Origin of the sequence: Microbacterium sp. 10M-3C3, from assembly GCF_003931875.1 — a bacterium.
GTDB lineage: Bacteria > Actinomycetota > Actinomycetes > Actinomycetales > Microbacteriaceae > Microbacterium.
The window spans coordinates 3,306,346-3,322,583 of the sequence record NZ_CP034245.1 but is presented as its reverse complement, the minus strand read 5'-3'; the positions used below and the strand labels follow the sequence as shown (position 1 = coordinate 3,322,583).

At 71.8% G+C, this 16,238-nt stretch carries 21 protein-coding genes; 17 read left to right on the top strand and 4 right to left on the bottom strand.

Annotation, left to right across the window (positions count from 1 at the left end; translation table 11 throughout):
• Positions 1-89 precede the first annotated feature (89 nt).
• The 14 genes from EI169_RS16125 (at position 90) to EI169_RS16060 (ending at position 10,926) form a co-directional block, all read left to right on the top strand.
• Positions 90-1,409, top strand: coding sequence for a dihydrolipoamide acetyltransferase family protein (locus EI169_RS16125; RefSeq protein WP_125133184.1), 1,320 nt, complete (start codon positions 90-92; stop codon positions 1,407-1,409).
• A gap of 58 nt (positions 1,410-1,467) precedes the next feature.
• Positions 1,468-2,472: a zinc ABC transporter substrate-binding protein gene (locus EI169_RS16120; RefSeq protein ID WP_125133183.1), complete on the top strand. Its 1,005-nt coding sequence runs from the start codon at positions 1,468-1,470 to the stop codon at positions 2,470-2,472.
• Complete coding sequence (locus tag EI169_RS16115; RefSeq protein ID WP_125133182.1) at positions 2,469-3,287, top strand: metal ABC transporter ATP-binding protein; 819 nt, start codon at positions 2,469-2,471, stop codon at positions 3,285-3,287. Before EI169_RS16120 ends, EI169_RS16115 begins: the two co-directional genes overlap by 4 nt.
• Positions 3,284-4,147, top strand: coding sequence for a metal ABC transporter permease (locus EI169_RS16110; protein WP_125133181.1), 864 nt, complete (start codon positions 3,284-3,286; stop codon positions 4,145-4,147). Before EI169_RS16115 ends, EI169_RS16110 begins: the two co-directional genes overlap by 4 nt.
• Entirely contained in the window at positions 4,144-4,656 is a 513-nt protein-coding gene (locus EI169_RS16105) for a DUF2087 domain-containing protein (protein ID WP_125133180.1), read from the top strand. The genes EI169_RS16110 and EI169_RS16105 overlap by 4 nt, the downstream gene beginning before the upstream one ends.
• A gap of 136 nt (positions 4,657-4,792) precedes the next feature.
• Entirely contained in the window at positions 4,793-5,197 is a 405-nt protein-coding gene (locus EI169_RS16100; protein WP_125133179.1) for a transcriptional repressor, read from the top strand.
• The gene (locus EI169_RS16095) at positions 5,194-5,511 is read left to right on the top strand and encodes a hypothetical protein (protein WP_125133178.1); all 318 of its coding nucleotides are present in this window, start codon (positions 5,194-5,196) and stop codon (positions 5,509-5,511) included. The genes EI169_RS16100 and EI169_RS16095 overlap by 4 nt, the downstream gene beginning before the upstream one ends.
• Positions 5,508-6,179: a DNA-3-methyladenine glycosylase gene (locus EI169_RS16090; RefSeq protein WP_125133177.1), complete on the top strand. Its 672-nt coding sequence runs from the start codon at positions 5,508-5,510 to the stop codon at positions 6,177-6,179. The genes EI169_RS16095 and EI169_RS16090 overlap by 4 nt, the downstream gene beginning before the upstream one ends.
• Positions 6,180-6,253: 74 nt before the next feature.
• On the top strand, positions 6,254-7,354 hold the full coding sequence (locus tag EI169_RS16085; RefSeq protein ID WP_125133176.1) for an FAD-binding protein: 1,101 nt from the start codon (positions 6,254-6,256) through the stop codon (positions 7,352-7,354).
• Positions 7,355-7,502: 148 nt separating this feature from the next.
• Positions 7,503-7,739 carry a 50S ribosomal protein L28 gene (gene rpmB, locus EI169_RS16080; protein ID WP_125133175.1) on the top strand — a complete coding sequence of 79 codons (237 nt, stop codon included), beginning with the start codon at positions 7,503-7,505 and terminating at the stop codon, positions 7,737-7,739.
• Positions 7,739-7,909: a 50S ribosomal protein L33 gene (rpmG, locus tag EI169_RS16075; RefSeq protein ID WP_013584775.1), complete on the top strand. Its 171-nt coding sequence runs from the start codon at positions 7,739-7,741 to the stop codon at positions 7,907-7,909. The genes rpmB and rpmG overlap by 1 nt, the downstream gene beginning before the upstream one ends.
• 4 nt (positions 7,910-7,913) lie before the next feature.
• Positions 7,914-8,219: a 30S ribosomal protein S14 gene (rpsN, locus tag EI169_RS16070; protein ID WP_125133174.1), complete on the top strand. Its 306-nt coding sequence runs from the start codon at positions 7,914-7,916 to the stop codon at positions 8,217-8,219.
• Positions 8,220-8,503: 284 nt separating this feature from the next.
• Entirely contained in the window at positions 8,504-8,791 is a 288-nt protein-coding gene (locus EI169_RS16065) for an HU family DNA-binding protein (RefSeq protein WP_125133173.1), read from the top strand.
• A gap of 146 nt (positions 8,792-8,937) precedes the next feature.
• Positions 8,938-10,926 carry a cytochrome c oxidase assembly protein gene (locus tag EI169_RS16060; RefSeq protein ID WP_125133172.1) on the top strand — a complete coding sequence of 663 codons (1,989 nt, stop codon included), beginning with the start codon at positions 8,938-8,940 and terminating at the stop codon, positions 10,924-10,926.
• A 91-nt stretch (positions 10,927-11,017) separates the two neighbouring features.
• On the opposite strand, the gene EI169_RS16055 is transcribed toward EI169_RS16060, so the two are convergent.
• Both EI169_RS16055 and EI169_RS16050 read right to left on the bottom strand, forming a co-directional pair.
• On the bottom strand, positions 11,018-12,109 hold the full coding sequence (locus EI169_RS16055; RefSeq protein WP_240640505.1) for a hypothetical protein: 1,092 nt from the start codon (positions 12,107-12,109) through the stop codon (positions 11,018-11,020).
• Between the two features lie 55 nt (positions 12,110-12,164).
• Positions 12,165-12,719: an FAD-dependent oxidoreductase gene (locus EI169_RS16050; RefSeq protein WP_240640504.1), complete on the bottom strand. Its 555-nt coding sequence runs from the start codon at positions 12,717-12,719 to the stop codon at positions 12,165-12,167.
• Here EI169_RS16050 and EI169_RS16875 point away from each other — a divergent pair.
• Entirely contained in the window at positions 12,663-13,301 is a 639-nt protein-coding gene (locus EI169_RS16875; RefSeq protein ID WP_240640503.1) for a hypothetical protein, read from the top strand. The two genes, EI169_RS16050 and EI169_RS16875, sit on opposite strands and share 57 nt — an antisense overlap.
• Positions 13,302-13,466: 165 nt before the next feature.
• On the opposite strand, the gene EI169_RS16040 is transcribed toward EI169_RS16875, so the two are convergent.
• Together EI169_RS16040 and EI169_RS16950 are read right to left on the bottom strand one after the other, a co-directional pair.
• The gene (locus EI169_RS16040; RefSeq protein ID WP_125133169.1) at positions 13,467-14,027 is read right to left on the bottom strand and encodes a hypothetical protein; all 561 of its coding nucleotides are present in this window, start codon (positions 14,025-14,027) and stop codon (positions 13,467-13,469) included.
• On the bottom strand, positions 14,011-14,181 hold the full coding sequence (locus EI169_RS16950) for a sigma-70 region 4 domain-containing protein (RefSeq protein ID WP_276312950.1): 171 nt from the start codon (positions 14,179-14,181) through the stop codon (positions 14,011-14,013). The genes EI169_RS16040 and EI169_RS16950 overlap by 17 nt, the downstream gene beginning before the upstream one ends.
• A gap of 37 nt (positions 14,182-14,218) precedes the next feature.
• On the opposite strand from EI169_RS16950, the gene istA reads away from it, so the two are divergent.
• Both istA and istB read left to right on the top strand, forming a co-directional pair.
• Positions 14,219-15,430: an IS21 family transposase gene (gene istA / locus EI169_RS16030; protein ID WP_125133167.1), complete on the top strand. Its 1,212-nt coding sequence runs from the start codon at positions 14,219-14,221 to the stop codon at positions 15,428-15,430.
• A complete protein-coding gene (gene istB, locus EI169_RS16025; RefSeq protein ID WP_125133166.1) occupies positions 15,430-16,224 on the top strand; it encodes an IS21-like element helper ATPase IstB in 795 nt (264 codons plus the stop codon). The genes istA and istB overlap by 1 nt, the downstream gene beginning before the upstream one ends.
• The last annotated feature ends 14 nt before the right edge of the window (positions 16,225-16,238 follow it).

Here is a 16,238-nt window from a genome sequence, read left to right as displayed (position 1 = left end):
ACCGCGAGAACCCAACCGCACAGCCAGAACACCGCAGACCGCGGTGTTCTCGCGCCGCGCGTGGGTTCTCGCGGACCGAAGGGACGACCATGAGCGACCAGACCTTCCGGCTGCCGGACGTCGGCGAAGGACTGACCGAGGCCGAGATCGTCACATGGCGAGTCGCGCCGGGCGACACGGTCGCGGTCAACGACGTCATCGTCGAGATCGAGACCGCCAAGTCGCTCGTGGAGCTGCCGTCGCCCTTCGAGGGCACCGTCGGCGAGCTGCTCGCGGCCGAGGGTGACACCGTCGAGGTGGGGGCGCCCATCATCACGATCGCGGATGCAGCGGCCGTCGCATCCGCGCCGAAGGCCCCCGCGACCGTTCCCGAGCCCACCGATCCGGGCGGGGCCGTGCTCGTCGGCTACGGCACCGGCGGCCACGTGAACTCGCGGCGTCGCAAGCCGGCCGAACGCCCGGTCGCGTCGTCGGTGGGCGTCGTCGCGAAGCCCCCGATCCGCAAGCTGGCGCGCGACCTCGGCGTCGACCTCGCCACCGTCACGCCGTCGGGCGCCGCGGGCGAGGTCACGCGCGAGGACGTCGTCAACCACGCGCAGCAGGCGAGCGTGTTCCGCAACATCGAGACGCCCGAGTGGGGCGAGGTGCGTGAGGAGACGATCCCGGTTCCGGCGCCCGCGGCCGCGCCCGCCGCATCCGTCGACCCGTCGCGCGAGGAGTCGATCCCCGTGCGCGGCGTCCGCAAGGCGACCGCGACCGCCATGACCAGCAGCGCCTACACCGCGCCGCACGTGTCGGTGTGGGTCGACGTCGACGCGACACGCACGATGGAGCTCGTCAAGCGGCTCAAGGCGTCGCCCGACTTCGCCGACGTGAAGGTCTCGCCGCTGCTGATCATGGCGCGCGCGGTCATCTGGGCGGTGCGCCGCACGCCCATGGTCAACGCCGCGTGGGTCGAGACCGACGAGGGCGCGCAGATCCGGGTGCGCCGGTACGTGAACCTCGGCATCGCCGCCGCCACCCCGCGGGGCCTTCTCGTCCCGAACATCAAGGACGCGCAGGACCTCAACACGCGTGAGCTCGCCCGGGCGCTGGAGAAGCTGACCCTGACCGCGCGCGAGGGCAAGACGCCGCCGGCCGACCAGCAGGGCGGCACGTTCACGATCACGAACATCGGCGTCTTCGGCGTCGACGCCGGCACGCCGATCATCAACCCCGGCGAGGCGGGCATCATCGCCCTCGGCGCGATCCGCCAGAAGCCGTGGGTCGTCGACGGCGAGGTGCGGCCGCGCTGGGTCACGACCGTCGCCGGCTCCTTCGATCACCGCGTCGTCGACGGCGACGGCATGTCGCGCTTCGTCGCCGACGTGGCCTCCGTGCTCGAGGAGCCCGCCCTCCTGCTCGACTGACGGCGCTCTGCTCCTCGACCAGTTTGAGAATGATTCTCAGTACGCATACGCTGGGGGTATGACCGGACGCCTCCTCCCGATCGCCGCGCTCGCCGCCGCATCCGCCCTCGCACTCGCCGGATGCGCCGGCACGTCCGCCGGCAGCGACTCCGCGACCGGCGACGAGCTGACGATCGTCGCCTCCACGAACGTCTATGCCCAGATCGCGCAGGAGATCGCGGGCGACGGGGTGAGAGTCGACGCCGTGATCGCGTCGGCGGCGCAGGACCCGCACGACTACGAGGCGACCGCCGCCGACCAGCTGACCGTGCAGCAGGCGTCGCTCATCATCGAGAACGGCGGCGGATACGACGGCTTCATGGACTCCCTCATCGAGGCGAGCGGATCGAGCGCGCCGGTGATCGTGGCCGCGGAGTACTCCGACGCGTGGCCGGGCACCGAGGCCGACGCGCACACGAGCGACGAGCTCTCCGCCTCGCCGCACGCCGAGGAGGAGCACGACCACGCGGAGGACGCCGACGGCCACGAGCACATCGAGGGCTTCAACGAGCACGTCTGGTACGACCCGCACACGGTCGCGTATGTCGCCGAGGCGATCGCCCAGGAGTTGAAGACGCTGCAGCCCGAGCGCGGAGACGAGATCGACGCGAACCTCGCCGCGTTCGAGGGGCAGGTGTCGGACCTCGAGTCGCAGCTCGACGGGATCGGCGCCGCCCACGCCGACGCGAAGGTGTTCGTCACGGAGCCGGTGCCGGGCTACCTCATCGCTGCGGCAGGTCTCGAGAACGTCACGCCGCCGGAGTTCAGCGAGGCGGTCGAGGAGGGTCAGGACGTGCCTCCTGCGACGCTCCTGGATGCGACGAATCTGCTCGACTCGGGCGACGTGTCGGTGCTGATCGTCAACGCGCAGGCCGGTGGCGCCGAGACGACGCAGGTGATCGATCTGGCCGAGAAGCAGGGGATTCCGGTGCTGGAGTTCTCGGAGACCATCCCGGACGGTAAGACTTACCTCCAGTGGATGACGCAGAACATCGAAGACCTCGCCGCGGCGCTGCAGAAGTGACCGACGGGCAGGGCCCGCTCCGCATCTCGTCCGCCGCGCTCCGACGCGGCGGGCGAGAGCTGTGGAGCGGGCTGGATCTCGTGCTCGAGGCGGGCGAGCTCGTCGCGGTGCTCGGGCCGAGCGGGGCCGGCAAGACGACGCTGCTGCGCGCGATCCTCGGGCTCGAGAAGCTCAGCTCCGGACGGATGGAAGCGCTCGGCGAGCCGGTGACGCGCAGCGGCAACCGCCGCATCGGGTACATCCCGCAGCAGCGTCCGCTGCCGCGCGACACCGCGATGCGCGGGCGCGACGTGCTCGGCCTCGGCGTCAACGGGCACCGCTTCGGACTCCCGCTGCCGCGCCGCCGCGACCGCGACCGTGTCGACGCGCTCGTCGCGGCGGTCGGGGCGGAGGAGTTCGCCTCGCGCCCGGTCGGCCTCCTCTCGGGGGGCGAGCAGCAGCGGCTGCGCGTGGGGCAGGCGCTCGCCGACGACCCGAAGCTGCTGCTGTGCGACGAGCCCCTCACGAGCCTCGACCTCGCCAACCAGCAGGCGGTCATCCGGCTCATCGACCGCCACCGGCGCGAATCCGGTGCGGCCGTGCTGCTCGTGACGCACGACATCAACCCGATCCTCGACACGGTCGACCGCATTCTGTACCTCGCGGGCGGACGCTTCATGCTGGGCCGCCCCGACGAGGTGCTCAACTCCGAGACCCTGTCCGCGCTGTACGGCGCGCCGGTGTACGTGCTGCGCGCGGGCGGACGCCTCGTCGTGGTCGGAGCGCCGGATGCCGACGCCGCGCACCACCACCACGACGAGGAGGGCGACGCGTGAACGGCGACGACATCGCGAACGCCCTCTTCGGTGGGGTCGCGCAGTATGGGGCGATCCTCGGCCTCGTGCAGAACTCGGTGTGGGCCGGCGCGCTCCTCGGCGTGGTCGGCGGGCTCATCGGCGTGTTCGTGATGCAGCGCGACATGGCCTTCGCGGTGCACGGGATCAGCGAGCTCTCGTTCGCAGGCGCGTCGGCCGCGCTGCTGTTCGGGTTCGACGTCGTCACGGGATCGATCGTCGGATCGATCCTCGCGGCCGGGATCATCGGATGGCTCGGCGCGCGTGCGCGCGACCGCAATTCGATCATCGGCGTGCTCATGCCCTTCGGGCTGGGCCTGGGCATCCTGTTCCTGTCGCTCTACAACGGCCGCAGCGCCAACCGCTTCAGCCTGCTCACCGGGCAGATCGTGTCGGTTCAGTCGGGACAGCTGGGCGTGCTGGCCGTGATCTGCCTCGTCGCCCTGGCGGCCCTGGTGCTGATGTGGCGGCCGCTTCGCTTCGACTCGCTCGACCCCGAATCGGCGGCCGCCCGCGGGGTCCCGACGACCGCCGTGTCGCTCGGGTTCATGCTGCTGCTCGGCCTCGTCGTCGCCGTCGCCGTGCACATCATCGGCGCGCTGCTCGTCATGGCGCTGCTGGTGACCCCGGCCGCCGCCGCGATGCGTGTGGCGACCGGTCCGCTCTCTGTGCCGCTGCTGTCGGCGCTGTTCGGCTTCGTCTCGGCGGTGGGCGGCATCCTGCTCGCCGTGGCCGGCACGCTGCCCGTGAGCCCGTACATCACCACGATCTCGTTCGCGATCTACCTCGTGTGCCGGCTCGTCGGCGCACGCCGCGGCCGCGTGACGCGGGCACGCGCGTGACCGCGCCGGAGCGTCCGGCCGAGCCGGCGTGGCGGCCGATCGTCGCGGCCCTCGTCAACGACGCCGCTCGCACGGCCTACGCGAGGCTCGTGCTCGGGCAGTCGGCCGAGGAGGCGTTCGCGGGCCTGTCCCCCTCGCGCCGCCGGCACGTGCTCGAGGCGCTGCGGGCGGCAGGGCTCGTGGATGACGCGGACGGGGTGCCGGTCACGACGACCGCGGGCCTGCGTGCCGTCCTCGGCGCCGACCGCCCGGCGCGCGCGACCGGCCCCGAGCGGTTCCTCGGCTCCGACGGCCGCATCCGCCAGTACCCGTCGCGGGCGGCCGACCGCGCCGCCCTGCTCGGCCTGGTCACCGACCGGGTCCTCGCGCCCGACGAGGTGCTGTCCGAGCGCGAGCTCGGTGAGCGCCTCGCCGCGCTCACCCCCGACGTGGCCCTCCTGCGTCGTCGCCTCGTCGACGCCGGGCTCGTCGCCCGAGCGCCGGATGGATCGGCCTACCGTCGCTCCTGACGCGGACTACCGCCGCCTGACGCCGGCCACCGCGGCCTAGATCGTTCGTCTCTCAGGCGCCGGGGGCGAGGAGGGCGGCGGATCCCGCGCGGCGGCCCCCGGCCGATCCACAGCGCCCGCCGGTAGAATCCTGGACATGGCTCAGCGCAACACGTGGCAGCGCGAACGCGTGCGCGAGGCGCTGTCGGATGCCCGCGGGTTCGTCAGCGCCCAGTCGCTGCACGCCACCCTGCGTGAGGAGAACACGGGCATCGGGCTGGCCACGGTGTACCGCACCCTCGCCGGCATGGCCGCGCAGGGTGAGGCGGATTCGCTGCAGAGCCCCGAAGGCGAGAACCTCTTCCGCGCGTGCACGTCCAGCGGCCACCACCACCACCTCATCTGCCGCTCGTGCGGGCTGACGGTGGAGATCGAGGCGACCGATGTCGAGCAGTGGGCGCGCGCCACAGCGGCCCAGCACGGCTTCACCGACGCCGCCCACATCGTCGACATCTTCGGCCTGTGCGCGTCGTGCACCGCGGCCGCCGCCGAGAAAGCGTGACCCAGACCCGCACCGCTCCTCTCCGCCCCCGCACGCGCGGGCGCGGACCGCTGTGGCTCGTCGCGGGGCTGGCCGCCGTGCTCGTGCTGTTCGCGATCGACGCCTTCGCCCCGGCGGTGTTCGGCGAGGCCCTCCCCACCCGCGCCCGGGACGGCATCACCCTCGCCCCGGATGCGGCGGCCAACCCGTACGACCGGTACCGGCTGCCGCTGCCCGAACGCGTCGAGACCCGCATCGTCGAGATCGCGACGGGCGAGGAGGTCGTCGGGTTCGGCGGCTTCGCGCTGTCGTGGTGCCAGGTGCCCGCGGGATGAGCGCGACCCGGCCCGCGCGTCGCGCCGATCTCGCCGGACTGCCGCTCGAGGTCGCGCCGCGGCTGCTCGGCGCGCGCTTGGAGACGGTCGTCGACGGCGAGACGGTCGTGGTGCGGCTCACGGAGGTCGAGGCGTACCACGGGCGCGGCACGGGTGACGTGCCCGACCCCGGATCCCACGCACGGATGGGGCCCACCGCGCGTAACGCCACGATGTGGGGCGAGCCGGGGCACCTGTACGTGTACCTCAGCCACGGCATCCACTCGTGCGTGAACGTCGTGTGCGGCCCCGAGGGCGTCGCCGGCGGAGTGCTGCTGCGCGCCGGCGAGATCGTCGAGGGGGCGGATGCGGCGACCCGGCGCCGGCTCGCGCGTCGCGGCGTCGTGCGCGCACCGCGCGACCTCGCTCGCGGACCCGGGCGCCTCGGCGACGCCGTCGGCCTCCGCCACCCCGTGCATGACGGCATCGACGCGGTGACCGGCGCCCCGCAGGCCGGTGCTGTGGCGCGCCTCGCCCTGCCCGTCGAGCCCGTCGCGGCCGTCGTGTCCGGGCCGCGCGTCGGCGTCGCGGGCGTCGCCGGGACCGACGCTTTCCCGTGGCGATTCTGGATCGACGGCAATTCGACGGTGTCGCCGTTCCGGTGGGGCCGCGGCGCGCGCGACTCTTGACCTGCCGGGCGGCGCGGACAACACTGAGGCCGTCGCGGGGCGCCGCGCGACAGCATCCCCGGATCGGAGCCTTGATGTCCACGAACGCGTCCGTCCTGCCCGGAGAGCACCTGCGCGCCCTGAGAGCCGCCCTGCACGGCGAGCTGTTCGTGCCCGGGGAGCCGGGATGGGACGACGCCCGCCGGTCGTGGCAGGTGCTCGTCGATCAGCGGCCCGTCGCGGTGGTGGTCGCCGCCGACGTCGACGACGTCGTCACCACGATCGCGCACGCCCGCCGGCTGGGACTGCGGGTCGCGCCGCAGGCCACCGGGCACAACGCCCGCGCCGTCGGCGGACTGGACGACACGATCCTCCTGCGCACCTCGCGGCTCACGGACATCTCGGTCGACGCCGACGCGCGCACCATCCGGGTCGGCGCCGGAGTGCAGGCCCGGGCCGCGGCGGTCGCCGCCGCCGAGCACGGGCTCGCGGTGATCGCCGGATTCGCACCCACCGTCGGCATCGTCGGGTTCTCCCTCGGCGGCGGACTCGGATGGCTCTCGCGGTCGCACGGACTCGCGGCCAACGGCATCGTCGCCCTCGAGGGAGTCGACGCCCAGGGCCGGGTGGTGCGCCTCGACGGCGACAACGGCGCCGACCTCTTCTGGGCGGCGCGCGGCGGGTCGGCCCCGGTCGTCGTCACGGCTGCGGAGCTGCGCCTCCACCCCCTCACGCAACTCGTGGCGGGCGGCATGCTGTGGCCGCTCGAGCGCCTCCCCGAGGTGGCCGCGGCGTGGCGCGAGTGGGTCGGGACTGTCCCCGACGGCGTCGGCTCGCTCGTGCGCGCGATGCGCTTCCCGCCGCTGCCGATGGTTCCGGAGCCGCTGCGCGGCCGGGCGTTCGCCGCGATCGAGGTGGCGATCCAGGACGATCCGGATGCCGCGGCCGCCCTGATCGCGCCGCTGCGGGCGTGTGCGCTCCGCCGCAGCCGACATCGTCGACGCCCTGCGACCGCACGCCGCGCCGTTCGCGGTGAAGAACTTCGTGGAGGAGCAGACCGCCGCATCCGCGTTCTACCCCGAGGAGACGATCGAGCGGCTGCGGGGTGTGGTCGCCGAGGCCGATCCCGACGGACTCATCCGCGTGTCGCAACCGGTCGGCTGAGCGGGATCGGGGTACAGCGCGGCGTCTGCTAAGCTGATCTCTTGTCTGCGCGCACTCCAGCACGCAGTTCGTCCTCCTTCATGCTCGAGCCGGGTCGCACCGGTCCCTGAGCCTGTCGAAGGGCAGACAAGGGATCTTGGGTGGCACCGTCCGGTGTCACGGTACTAAGGAGACATCACCATGGCAGCAGTGTGCCAGGTGACCGGAGCGGTTCCCGGCTTCGGTCACAACATCTCGCACTCGCACCGCCGGACGAAGCGCCGCTTCGACCCGAACGTGCAGAAGAAGACCTACTTCGTCCCCTCGCTCGGCCGGAAGATCACGATCAACGTGTCGGCCAAGGGCATGAAGGTCATTGACGCCCGCGGCATCGAGTCGGTCGTCAAGGACATGATCGCCCGGGGGGTGAAGCTCTGATGGCCAAGAAGGCTCAGGACGTCCGTCCCATCATCAAGCTGCGTTCGACGGCCGGCACGGGGTACACCTACGTGACGCGCAAGAACCGCCGCAACAACCCCGACCGCATCGTGCTCAAGAAGTACGACCCCGTCGTGCGCAAGCACGTGGACTTCCGAGAGGAGCGCTGATCTCATGGCCAAGAAGAGCAAGATCGCGCGCAACAAGCAGCGCCAGGAGGTCGTCGACCGTTACGCCGCGAAGCGCCTCGAACTGAAGAAGGCCCTGGTCGACCCCAACTCGACCGACGAGCAGCGCGAGGCCGCCCGCGTCGGCCTGCAGAAGCTGCCGCGCAACGCGTCGCCCGTGCGCCTGCGCAGCCGCGACGCGATCGACGGTCGCCCCCGCGGTGTGCTGAGCAAGTTCGGCATCTCGCGTGTCCGCTTCCGCGACATGGCGCACCGTGGCGAGCTGCCCGGCGTGACCAAGTCGTCCTGGTAAGCCAGCAACGCATCCGCGGAAGGGCGGGGGTTCTCCGGAGCCCCCGCCCTCCCGCATGTCCGCCCCCGCCCCCGCATCCTCTGCGAACGGAGCGCGGTGCGCCCCACGGGTCACACAAACCCCACCGGCACCGCGACACGCCGGGCAAAGCGGACGGAAAGGCCCCAAAATCCGCGGAATTCCGGGGTGCGTTGGTATGTTCGAGGCGGTCGATCCGACCACCGGAGGACTTTCCCTCCGTCCGATGTAGCAAGAGGCGGCTCTGCCGCCTGGAGGACAACCGAATGGCTGACAAGTCCATCACCAAGACCGAACTCGTCGCGAGCATCGCCAGCGCCACGGGCCAGAGCCAGTCCGCCGTCTCGGGCGTGCTCGACTCCCTCTTCTCCACGGTCTCCGAGGCCGTCGCCAAGGGCAGCAAGGTCTCGATCCCCGGCTGGATCGCGTTCGAGCAGGTCGAGACCTCGGCCCGCACCGGCCGCAACCCGCAGACGGGCGAGGAGATCGCCATCCCCGCCGGCAAGCGCGTCAAGGTCACGGCCGGCTCCAAGCTGAAGGCCGCCGTCAAGTAAGGCAGTCCACGACGGCGCCGTCACGGCGCCCTCAGCGAGAGGGGGATGCGGCGCATCCCCCTCTCGCCGTTTCCGGCCGCACTTGCGGCCGCCCCCGGCCCGGCGCACTCGCCTCGCGCCCAGCGACCCGCGCCTAGGCTGGAGGCATGAACCCCCGAGCCCTGCGCCTGGCCGGCCCCGCGCTGCTGGCCGTCGTCGCCGCGGCGGCGCTCGTCTGGGGGCTCGCGTACGGCGGCGGCGCGGCTCCGCTCGTGCTGGGCGATCCCGGACCCGTCGTGCGCTGGGGGCTTCCGGCGGCGACGCTCGCGGTCAACCTCACCGCCGCCGGCATCCTCGGCTCCCTCGTCTTGGCGCTGTTCGCGCTCCGCGCCGGCGAGCGCCCGTTCGACGCGGCCCTCGACATCGCCTCGGTGAGCGCTGCCCTCTTCACGGTCGCCTCCGCCGTCACCGGCTACTTCACGTTCGTCAACTCCTTCAACGCCGCGCCGAGCCCCGACGCCGTGTTCGGCCAGCAGCTCGGCCGGTTCCTCGTCGAGACCGAGCTCGGCCGCACGTGGCTCATCACCACGATCGCCGGTGCCCTGCTGACCGTCCTCACCTTCGCCGTGCGGTCGTGGACACCGACGCTCCTCGTCGCCCTCTTGGCCGTCGCGACGCTCGTGCCGATGGGCACGCAGGGCCACTCCGGCGAGGAGGCGAACCACGACGCCGCCGTCGTCGCGCTCGTGCTCCACATCCTCGCCGCCGCCGTGTGGCTCGGCGGTCTCGTGCTCCTCGTGGTCGTGCGGCCGCTGCTCGACCGAGACCGCATGGCCGACGTGCTCCTGCGCTACTCGAGCATCGCGTTCGCCGCGTTCGTGGTCGTCGCCGTCTCCGGCACCGTCCGCGCGTCGATCGGCCTCGGCGGCTGGGCGGCGCTGTGGTCGCCCTACGGCGTGCTCGTGCTCGTGAAGGTCGTCGCGCTCCTCGCGATGGGCGCGCTCGGTGCGTGGTACCGGGTGCGCCTCATCCGCCGCACGCGCGAGGACGGTGCATCCCGCCGCTTCTGGGCGCTCGTGACCGTCGAGCTCGCGTTCATGGGCATCGCGAGCGGAGCCGCCGCCGCGCTGGCCCGCACGCCCACGCCGGGCTCGACGACGCCGCCCGCGCTCGGGAGTCCGGCCCAGATCCTCACCGGATCCCCGTTGCCGCCCGAGCTGACCCTCGAGCGCTGGTTCACGGCGTGGGACGTCGACCTGCTGTGGCTGTTCGCCGTCGCGTTCGGGCTGTTCTTCTACCTCGCCGGAGTGTGGCGGCTGCGCCAGCGCGGCGACACGTGGCCCGTGCACCGCACGCTGCTGTGGACGCTCGGGATGCTGCTGCTCTTCTGGGTGACGAGCGGGCCCATCAACGCGTACCAGGACTATCTGTTCAGCCAGCACATGCTCGGCCACATGCTGCTGACGATGGCGATCCCGCTGCTGCTCGTGTCGGGTGCGCCGGTCACCCTCGCCGCCCGCGCGATCCGCAAGCGCGAGGACGGCACGCGCGGCGGTCGCGAGTGGATCCTCTGGGCCGTGCACAGCCCGGTCGCCAAGGTGCTGACGAACCCCTACGTCGCGGCCGCCCTGTTCATCGGGTCGCTGTGGGCCTTCTACTACACCGACCTCTTCCGCTGGTCGCTGTACGACCATCTCGGCCACGAGTGGATGGTCGCGCACTTCCTCATCACCGGATACCTCTTCGTGCTGTCGCTCGTCGGGGTCGACCCGGTGCCGTACCGCCTGCCGTACCCGATGCGGCTGCTCGTGCTCATCGCGGTGATGGCGATGCACGCCTTCTTCGGCATCGCGATCATGATGCAGTCGGGCCTGTTCGTCGCGGAGTGGTTCGGATCGATGGGCCGCACGTGGGGGCCGAGCCCCCTGCAGGATCAGTACACCGGCGGCGGCGTCGCGTGGTCGATCGGCGAGATCCCGACGCTCATCCTCGCGATCGTCGTCGCGATCCAGTGGAGCCGGTCGGACGATCGGATGCAGCGTCGCCGCGACCGGCACATCGATCGCGTGGGCGATGCCGAGCTCGACGAGTACAACGCCAAGCTGGCGGCCCTCGCGGCGCGCGACGCCCGCGAGCAGGAGCGCGCCCGCAGCTGAACCTGCCGGCCCCTTCCCGTTCGCTCGGCACCCCCGGCGACGGGTCCCCGCGCGGCACCTCGGCCCGGCGGTAGCCCGCGCCCCGAGGGCGTCAGTCGAGCTCGCCGCCGCCGACCTGGATCGAAGCCGTGCCGTCGGGGAGCACGGTGATCGTGCCGGACACGGAGAAGGGGACGTCCTCCGACACGGCGCGCACCGACCCGTCGAACAGCGAGCGGATCGACACCTCGATGTGCGCGACGGCCTGCGCGGGCGCGATGCGCCAGTTCGCGCCGTCGGGCACGACCTTCACCTCGGGCGCCTCCACGATGGACCACTCGGGCGGGTTCACGATCCGGTTGCGCACCTGATAGCCGAACGGGCATCCCGTCGGCTGCAGCACCTCCTGCGTCGCGCAGGCGGCGAGGAACTCGTCCACGCGCTGCTGCACGACCGAGACGAACTCGTCGGTCGGCTCCGCCTGCACGTCGACGGGGATGTCGGCCCGCGGCGCGTCGGCGAGCACGGCGACCCCGGGGGTCGCGGCGATCGCGGTGTCGACCGACACGGAGTACAGCCCGGGGGAGAAGACGAGCAGCGGCACCGGCGCGAGCGGGTCGACGTCAATGCCGGCGATCTGACGCTTGTCGAGGTCGAAGCCGTTCACCGTGAACCGCATCGATCCGCGGACCGTGAGGTCGACCACGGCGAGCGGGCTCGTCGCGAACCGCCAGCGCGGGAGCACACCCGTCCACCCGTCCTGGGTCACCGAGAACACCGTGGACCCGCCCGCGCCGCCGGCCGTGTACCGGACGGTCACGCGGCTCACGTCGCCGTCGGCGACCTCCGACACCGCCTCGACGTCGTCGAGCGGCGCGAGCACGGCGGAGCGCAGCAGCGCGTCGGACGCACCGGGCGGCAGCCCCGCCGCCTGTAGCGCCGCCGCATCCATCTCGACCCCCGGTACGGCGTGCGCGTCGCCCGCACGCCCGTCGGCGAGGAGGTCGAGGTACCGCAGGACGAATGCGGTGGGGCTGTAGAGCTCGCGGTACAGGGCCGACCCGCCGGCGCCGAAGGCGGCTGCGAGCAGTACCCCGACGATCCCGAGGAGCGTCAGCTCGACGGCCAGCCGAGCCCGGCCGCGGGCGGGCACCGGTGCGCCGCCGGGGCCACCGGCGGGCGCGTGCGTGACCGACGCGTCCATACGTCCAGTCTAGAAAGGCGCCGCACCCGCACCTATCGCCGGGCGACGCGCGACGTCACGGGCGGGACGCGTGCGCCTCGACGGATGCGGCGGCCAGCCGCTGCACGATCGCGACGGCGGCGAGCTGGCCGGCGGCGATGGCCCCGGCGAGCGACCACGTCGGCCCCGGCATCGCGTCGGAGTGGGCGAGGTCGCCCGCTGCGTACACCCCGTCGAGGCTCGTGCGGCCGAAGCCATCGATGCGCACCGAGCCCGACGGCTGCAGCGCGAGCCCGAGCTGCGCGGCGAACGGGGCGCGCTGCGACGACACCGGCACCACGAACGCGCCGGCCACGCGCCGCGCGCCGCCGTCCCGGAGCTGCAGCACCAGCTCGTCCCCGTCGGCACGCACGGCTTCGACGTCCGCCGGATCCAGCACGTGCACGTCCGACGCGATCGGGGCGAGCATCGCGGCGAGCATGTGCGCGTGGTCGCTCGCGTTGAGCACGGCGACGGGTCTCGCGGCGAACTCGTGCCCGTGGCAGAACGGACAGTTCGCGACGCGATCGCCCCAGTGCCCGGCGAGCCCCGGGATCGGCGGCAGCTCGTCGCGCTCGGAGAGGCCAGCCACGACGAGTTCTCGGCGCACGTCGTCGAGGGCGTCGACCCTGAGACCGGCGCCCCCGTGCAGTGGTGGCACCGCACCGCAGCGATCCGGGCCGAGAACATGGCCGTAGCCCCACGCACCCCGCTGTGGCTCGTCGACGCCCTCGTGGGCCGCGAGCTCGACGTCGTGCGCACCCTCGCGTTTCACATCGAGCTGGTGCCCGCCGCCGAGGCCAAGCACGCCGCGAAGGTCGACGTCGTGCGCGACATGGCCGATCACCTGTCCGAGACCGCGAACGGAAAGATCGGCAGCGACGAGACCAGCACCCGAGTCACCGCGGCGCAGCGCCGCCGTAGCGACCTCGCCGCTGGCTCCCACCACCACGGCGTGAACTGGGTTGGCTTCATCACGATCACGGCAGCCAGCCGCGAAGAACTTGCGCGCGCCACCCGCCGATTCGGCGAAGTGCGCGAGACCCACTTAGGCATCGAGCGGCTCGACTGGCTCGATTCGTATCAGTCGGCCGCGAGCGGCACGACGTGGCCGATCGCGCGGGGCCTGGCACCGCACGACGCGAACGGTGGACGATGGTTCATCCGCGGGTGACGGGCACGAGCCGGTGTCGCTGGGAGTCAAACCCCGCTCCGGCGGCGGGAACCACACAATCGATCTACTGCCGCGCCCACACCTGACGGTCCGAGTGCTCCGCGGTCCGCCCGTATGAGGCGGACGGATCGCGGAGTCCGTCACGGTGAGTCTGTTGGTCCCTGTTCAGGGCTGAGGGTTCACGCTCACGTTTTCATCGAGCGCGATCCAGCCCTGCGGTGTGTCACCCGTCGGCGCAAGTGTCGCCTCAAACAATCCCGGCTTGGATCCCGTGATTGGGAGTCCCTGACTGCAAGAGATCACCCAAGAGTCCTGGCTCGACGTGGGGTAGGCCAGAAGGCAGAACGGCTCCGCGCCGGTGCTTTGGACGACGAAGTAGCGGACGGAGTCGTATTCCCCGACGAAGCGGCTCGTGTCCGGGCGTAGTACCTCAGCGGCGTAGCTCGGCAGACCCGGCGGCAAGGTGTCCTCGGACGTGAGGGGGCGATCGAAGGCCCGGATCTCGCTCAGCTCGTACTTGATCGGCGTCGGAGCCACCACACCCGGCGACAGCGTGTTTGCAACGGCTGTAGAGACAGCCCCGCCAGCGAAGGCACCCGCCAGCACCAGGCTCACCCCACCGAGGATCGTCTTACTCCTTCGACCGCGGCTCGGGCGAATCTGCTTGGCCCCGGCGAGAATGACCTCGGTCATCAGGCGCGTCTCGCGGCTAGTCAGTTGCGACATGAATGCCACCTCCATCGTTGATTCCGGACGTGAGATCGTCCCGAAGTCGGCTCTTGGCTCGGGATAGTCGTGACTTCACTGTCCCCACGGAGATTCCCAAAGCTCGCGCGATCTCTGCGTGCGGATATGTCGGCGGCGCTCGAAAACTGAACACTTGCGGCGGTGAAAAGTGAACACTCAACGATTGGAGAGTGATCACTTTGGAGGACTGGGCACTGATCCGCAGGTTGGCTGCGGAGGGCGTTCCGAAGGCGCGTATCGCGGAGCGGTTGGGGATCTCGCGGACGACGGTGATCAAGGCGGTGAACTCCGACTCGCCGCCCAGGTATGAGCGAACACCGGGGCCGACGTCGTTCACCGCGTTCGAGCCGCGGGTGCGGGAGCTGCTGGCCGAGACGCCGGACATGCCGGCGACGGTGCTCGCGGAGCGGGTCGGCTGGTCGGGGTCGATCCGGTGGTTCCGCGACAACGTGAAACGGCTGCGCCCGGAGCAGCAGCGGATCGATCCGGCGGACCGGCTGGTGTGGGAGCCGGGCGATGCGGCGCAGTGCGATCTGTGGTTCCCGCCGCGGAAGATCCCCCTTGAGGACGGGACTGCGAAGCTGCTGCCGGTGCTGGTGATCACTGCCGCGCACTCCAGGTTCGTGACCGGCCGAATGATCCCGACCCGCAAGACCGAGGACCTGCTGCTGGGGTCCTGGGAGTTGATCCAGCAGCTGGGGCGGGTGCCGCGCCGGTTGCTCTGGGACAACGAGCCCGGCATCGGCCGCGGGCAGCGCCACGCGGACGGGGTCGCCGCGTTCATGGGAACGCTGGCGACGAAGCTGGTGCTGCTGCCGCCGCGGGATCCGGAATCGAAGGGCGTGGTGGAGCGGCGCAACGGCTGGTTCGAGACCTCGTTCATGCCGGGCCGCTCCTTCACCTCGCCGGCGGACTTCAACGCCCAGTTCACCGACTGGCTGGGCCGTGCGAACGCCCGGGTGGTGCGCACCACCGGCGCCGCCCCGGTCGACAGACTCGACGCGGATCGGGCGGGCATGCTGCCGTTGCCGCCGATCCCGTTGCATCTCGGGTGGCGCAACCGGCTCCGGCTGGGCCGGGACTACTACGTCCGCATCGACACCAACGACTACTCCGTCGACCCGCACGTGATCGGCCGGATCGTCGACATCGCGGCGGACCTGGACCGGGTCCGGGTGCGCTGCGACGGGAGGATCGTCGCCGACCATCCGAGGCTCTGGGCGCGCGGCCGAGTGGTCACCGATCCCGTCCATGTGGAGACGGCGGCGGTGCTGCGCCGCGAGTTCCAGCAGCCTCGAGCGGTCGCTGCCGGCGACGATCTCTCCCGGGACCTGGCGGACTATGACCGGGCGTTCGGGATCATCGATGGCGGGCTGAGCTGATGGTCATGAAGACAACCGACGCCGCGAAGCAGATCACGTATCTGGCCGGCGCGCTGAAAGCACCTCGAATCACCGAGGCCGCGTCACGGCTGGCGGACCAGGCGCGGGATGCGGGCTGGTCGTTCGAGGACTACCTCGCCGCCGTACTCGAACGCGAGGTCTCCGCCCGCAACGCGTCAGGCGCGGAGCTGCGGATCAAAGCCGCCGGGTTCCCCGCGCGCAAGACGCTGGAAGACTTCGACTGGGACGCGCAACCGGCCGTCCGCCAGCAGGTCGCCGCTTTGGCCTCCGGCGGGTTCCTCATCGAGGCGCAGAACGTGGTGTTGCTCGGTCCTCCGGGCACCGGGAAGACACACTTGGCGACTGCGTTGGGGATCGTTGCCGCCCGCCACGGGCACCGGGTGCTGTTCGCCACCGCGACCGACTGGGTCACCCGACTCACCGACGCGCACCGACAAGGGAACCTGCCCCGCGAGCTCGCCCGGCTGCGCCGCTATGGGCTGATCATCGTCGACGAGGTCGGCTACCTGCCGTTCGAGCAAGACGCCGCGAATCTGTTCTTCCAGCTCGTGTCGTCCCGCTACGAACACGCGTCGCTGATCCTCACCTCGAACCTGCCATTCAGCGGCTGGGGCGGGGTCTTCGGGGACCAAGCCGTCGCAGCCGCGATGATCGACCGGATCGTCCATCACGCCGACGTGCTCACCCTCAAAGGCGCCAGCTACCGACTCCGCGGACGCGGCATCGACAGCCTCCCCAGCATCCGCACCACCACCGCCGAAGCCCCTGACTAGACTGCCCGCAACCG

What these genes read in the sequence shown, in the direction of transcription:
- EI169_RS16040 (WP_125133169.1), bottom strand. Translation starts at nt 14,027, where the DNA reads ATGTCGCAACTGACTAGCCGCGAGACGCGCCTGATGACCGAGGTCATT.
- EI169_RS16120 (WP_125133183.1), top strand. Translation starts at nt 1,468, where the DNA reads ATGACCGGACGCCTCCTCCCGATCGCCGCGCTCGCCGCCGCATCCGCC.
- rpmB (WP_125133175.1), top strand. Translation starts at nt 7,503, where the DNA reads ATGGCAGCAGTGTGCCAGGTGACCGGAGCGGTTCCCGGCTTCGGTCAC.
- EI169_RS16100 (WP_125133179.1), top strand. Translation starts at nt 4,793, where the DNA reads ATGGCTCAGCGCAACACGTGGCAGCGCGAACGCGTGCGCGAGGCGCTG.
- EI169_RS16060 (WP_125133172.1), top strand. Translation starts at nt 8,938, where the DNA reads ATGAACCCCCGAGCCCTGCGCCTGGCCGGCCCCGCGCTGCTGGCCGTC.
- EI169_RS16090 (WP_125133177.1), top strand. Translation starts at nt 5,508, where the DNA reads ATGAGCGCGACCCGGCCCGCGCGTCGCGCCGATCTCGCCGGACTGCCG.
- rpmG (WP_013584775.1), top strand. Translation starts at nt 7,739, where the DNA reads ATGGCCAAGAAGGCTCAGGACGTCCGTCCCATCATCAAGCTGCGTTCG.
- EI169_RS16125 (WP_125133184.1), top strand. Translation starts at nt 90, where the DNA reads ATGAGCGACCAGACCTTCCGGCTGCCGGACGTCGGCGAAGGACTGACC.
- EI169_RS16085 (WP_125133176.1), top strand. Translation starts at nt 6,254, where the DNA reads ATGTCCACGAACGCGTCCGTCCTGCCCGGAGAGCACCTGCGCGCCCTG.
- istB (WP_125133166.1), top strand. Translation starts at nt 15,430, where the DNA reads ATGGTCATGAAGACAACCGACGCCGCGAAGCAGATCACGTATCTGGCC.
- EI169_RS16065 (WP_125133173.1), top strand. Translation starts at nt 8,504, where the DNA reads ATGGCTGACAAGTCCATCACCAAGACCGAACTCGTCGCGAGCATCGCC.
- EI169_RS16055 (WP_240640505.1), bottom strand. Translation starts at nt 12,109, where the DNA reads ATGGACGCGTCGGTCACGCACGCGCCCGCCGGTGGCCCCGGCGGCGCA.
- rpsN (WP_125133174.1), top strand. Translation starts at nt 7,914, where the DNA reads ATGGCCAAGAAGAGCAAGATCGCGCGCAACAAGCAGCGCCAGGAGGTC.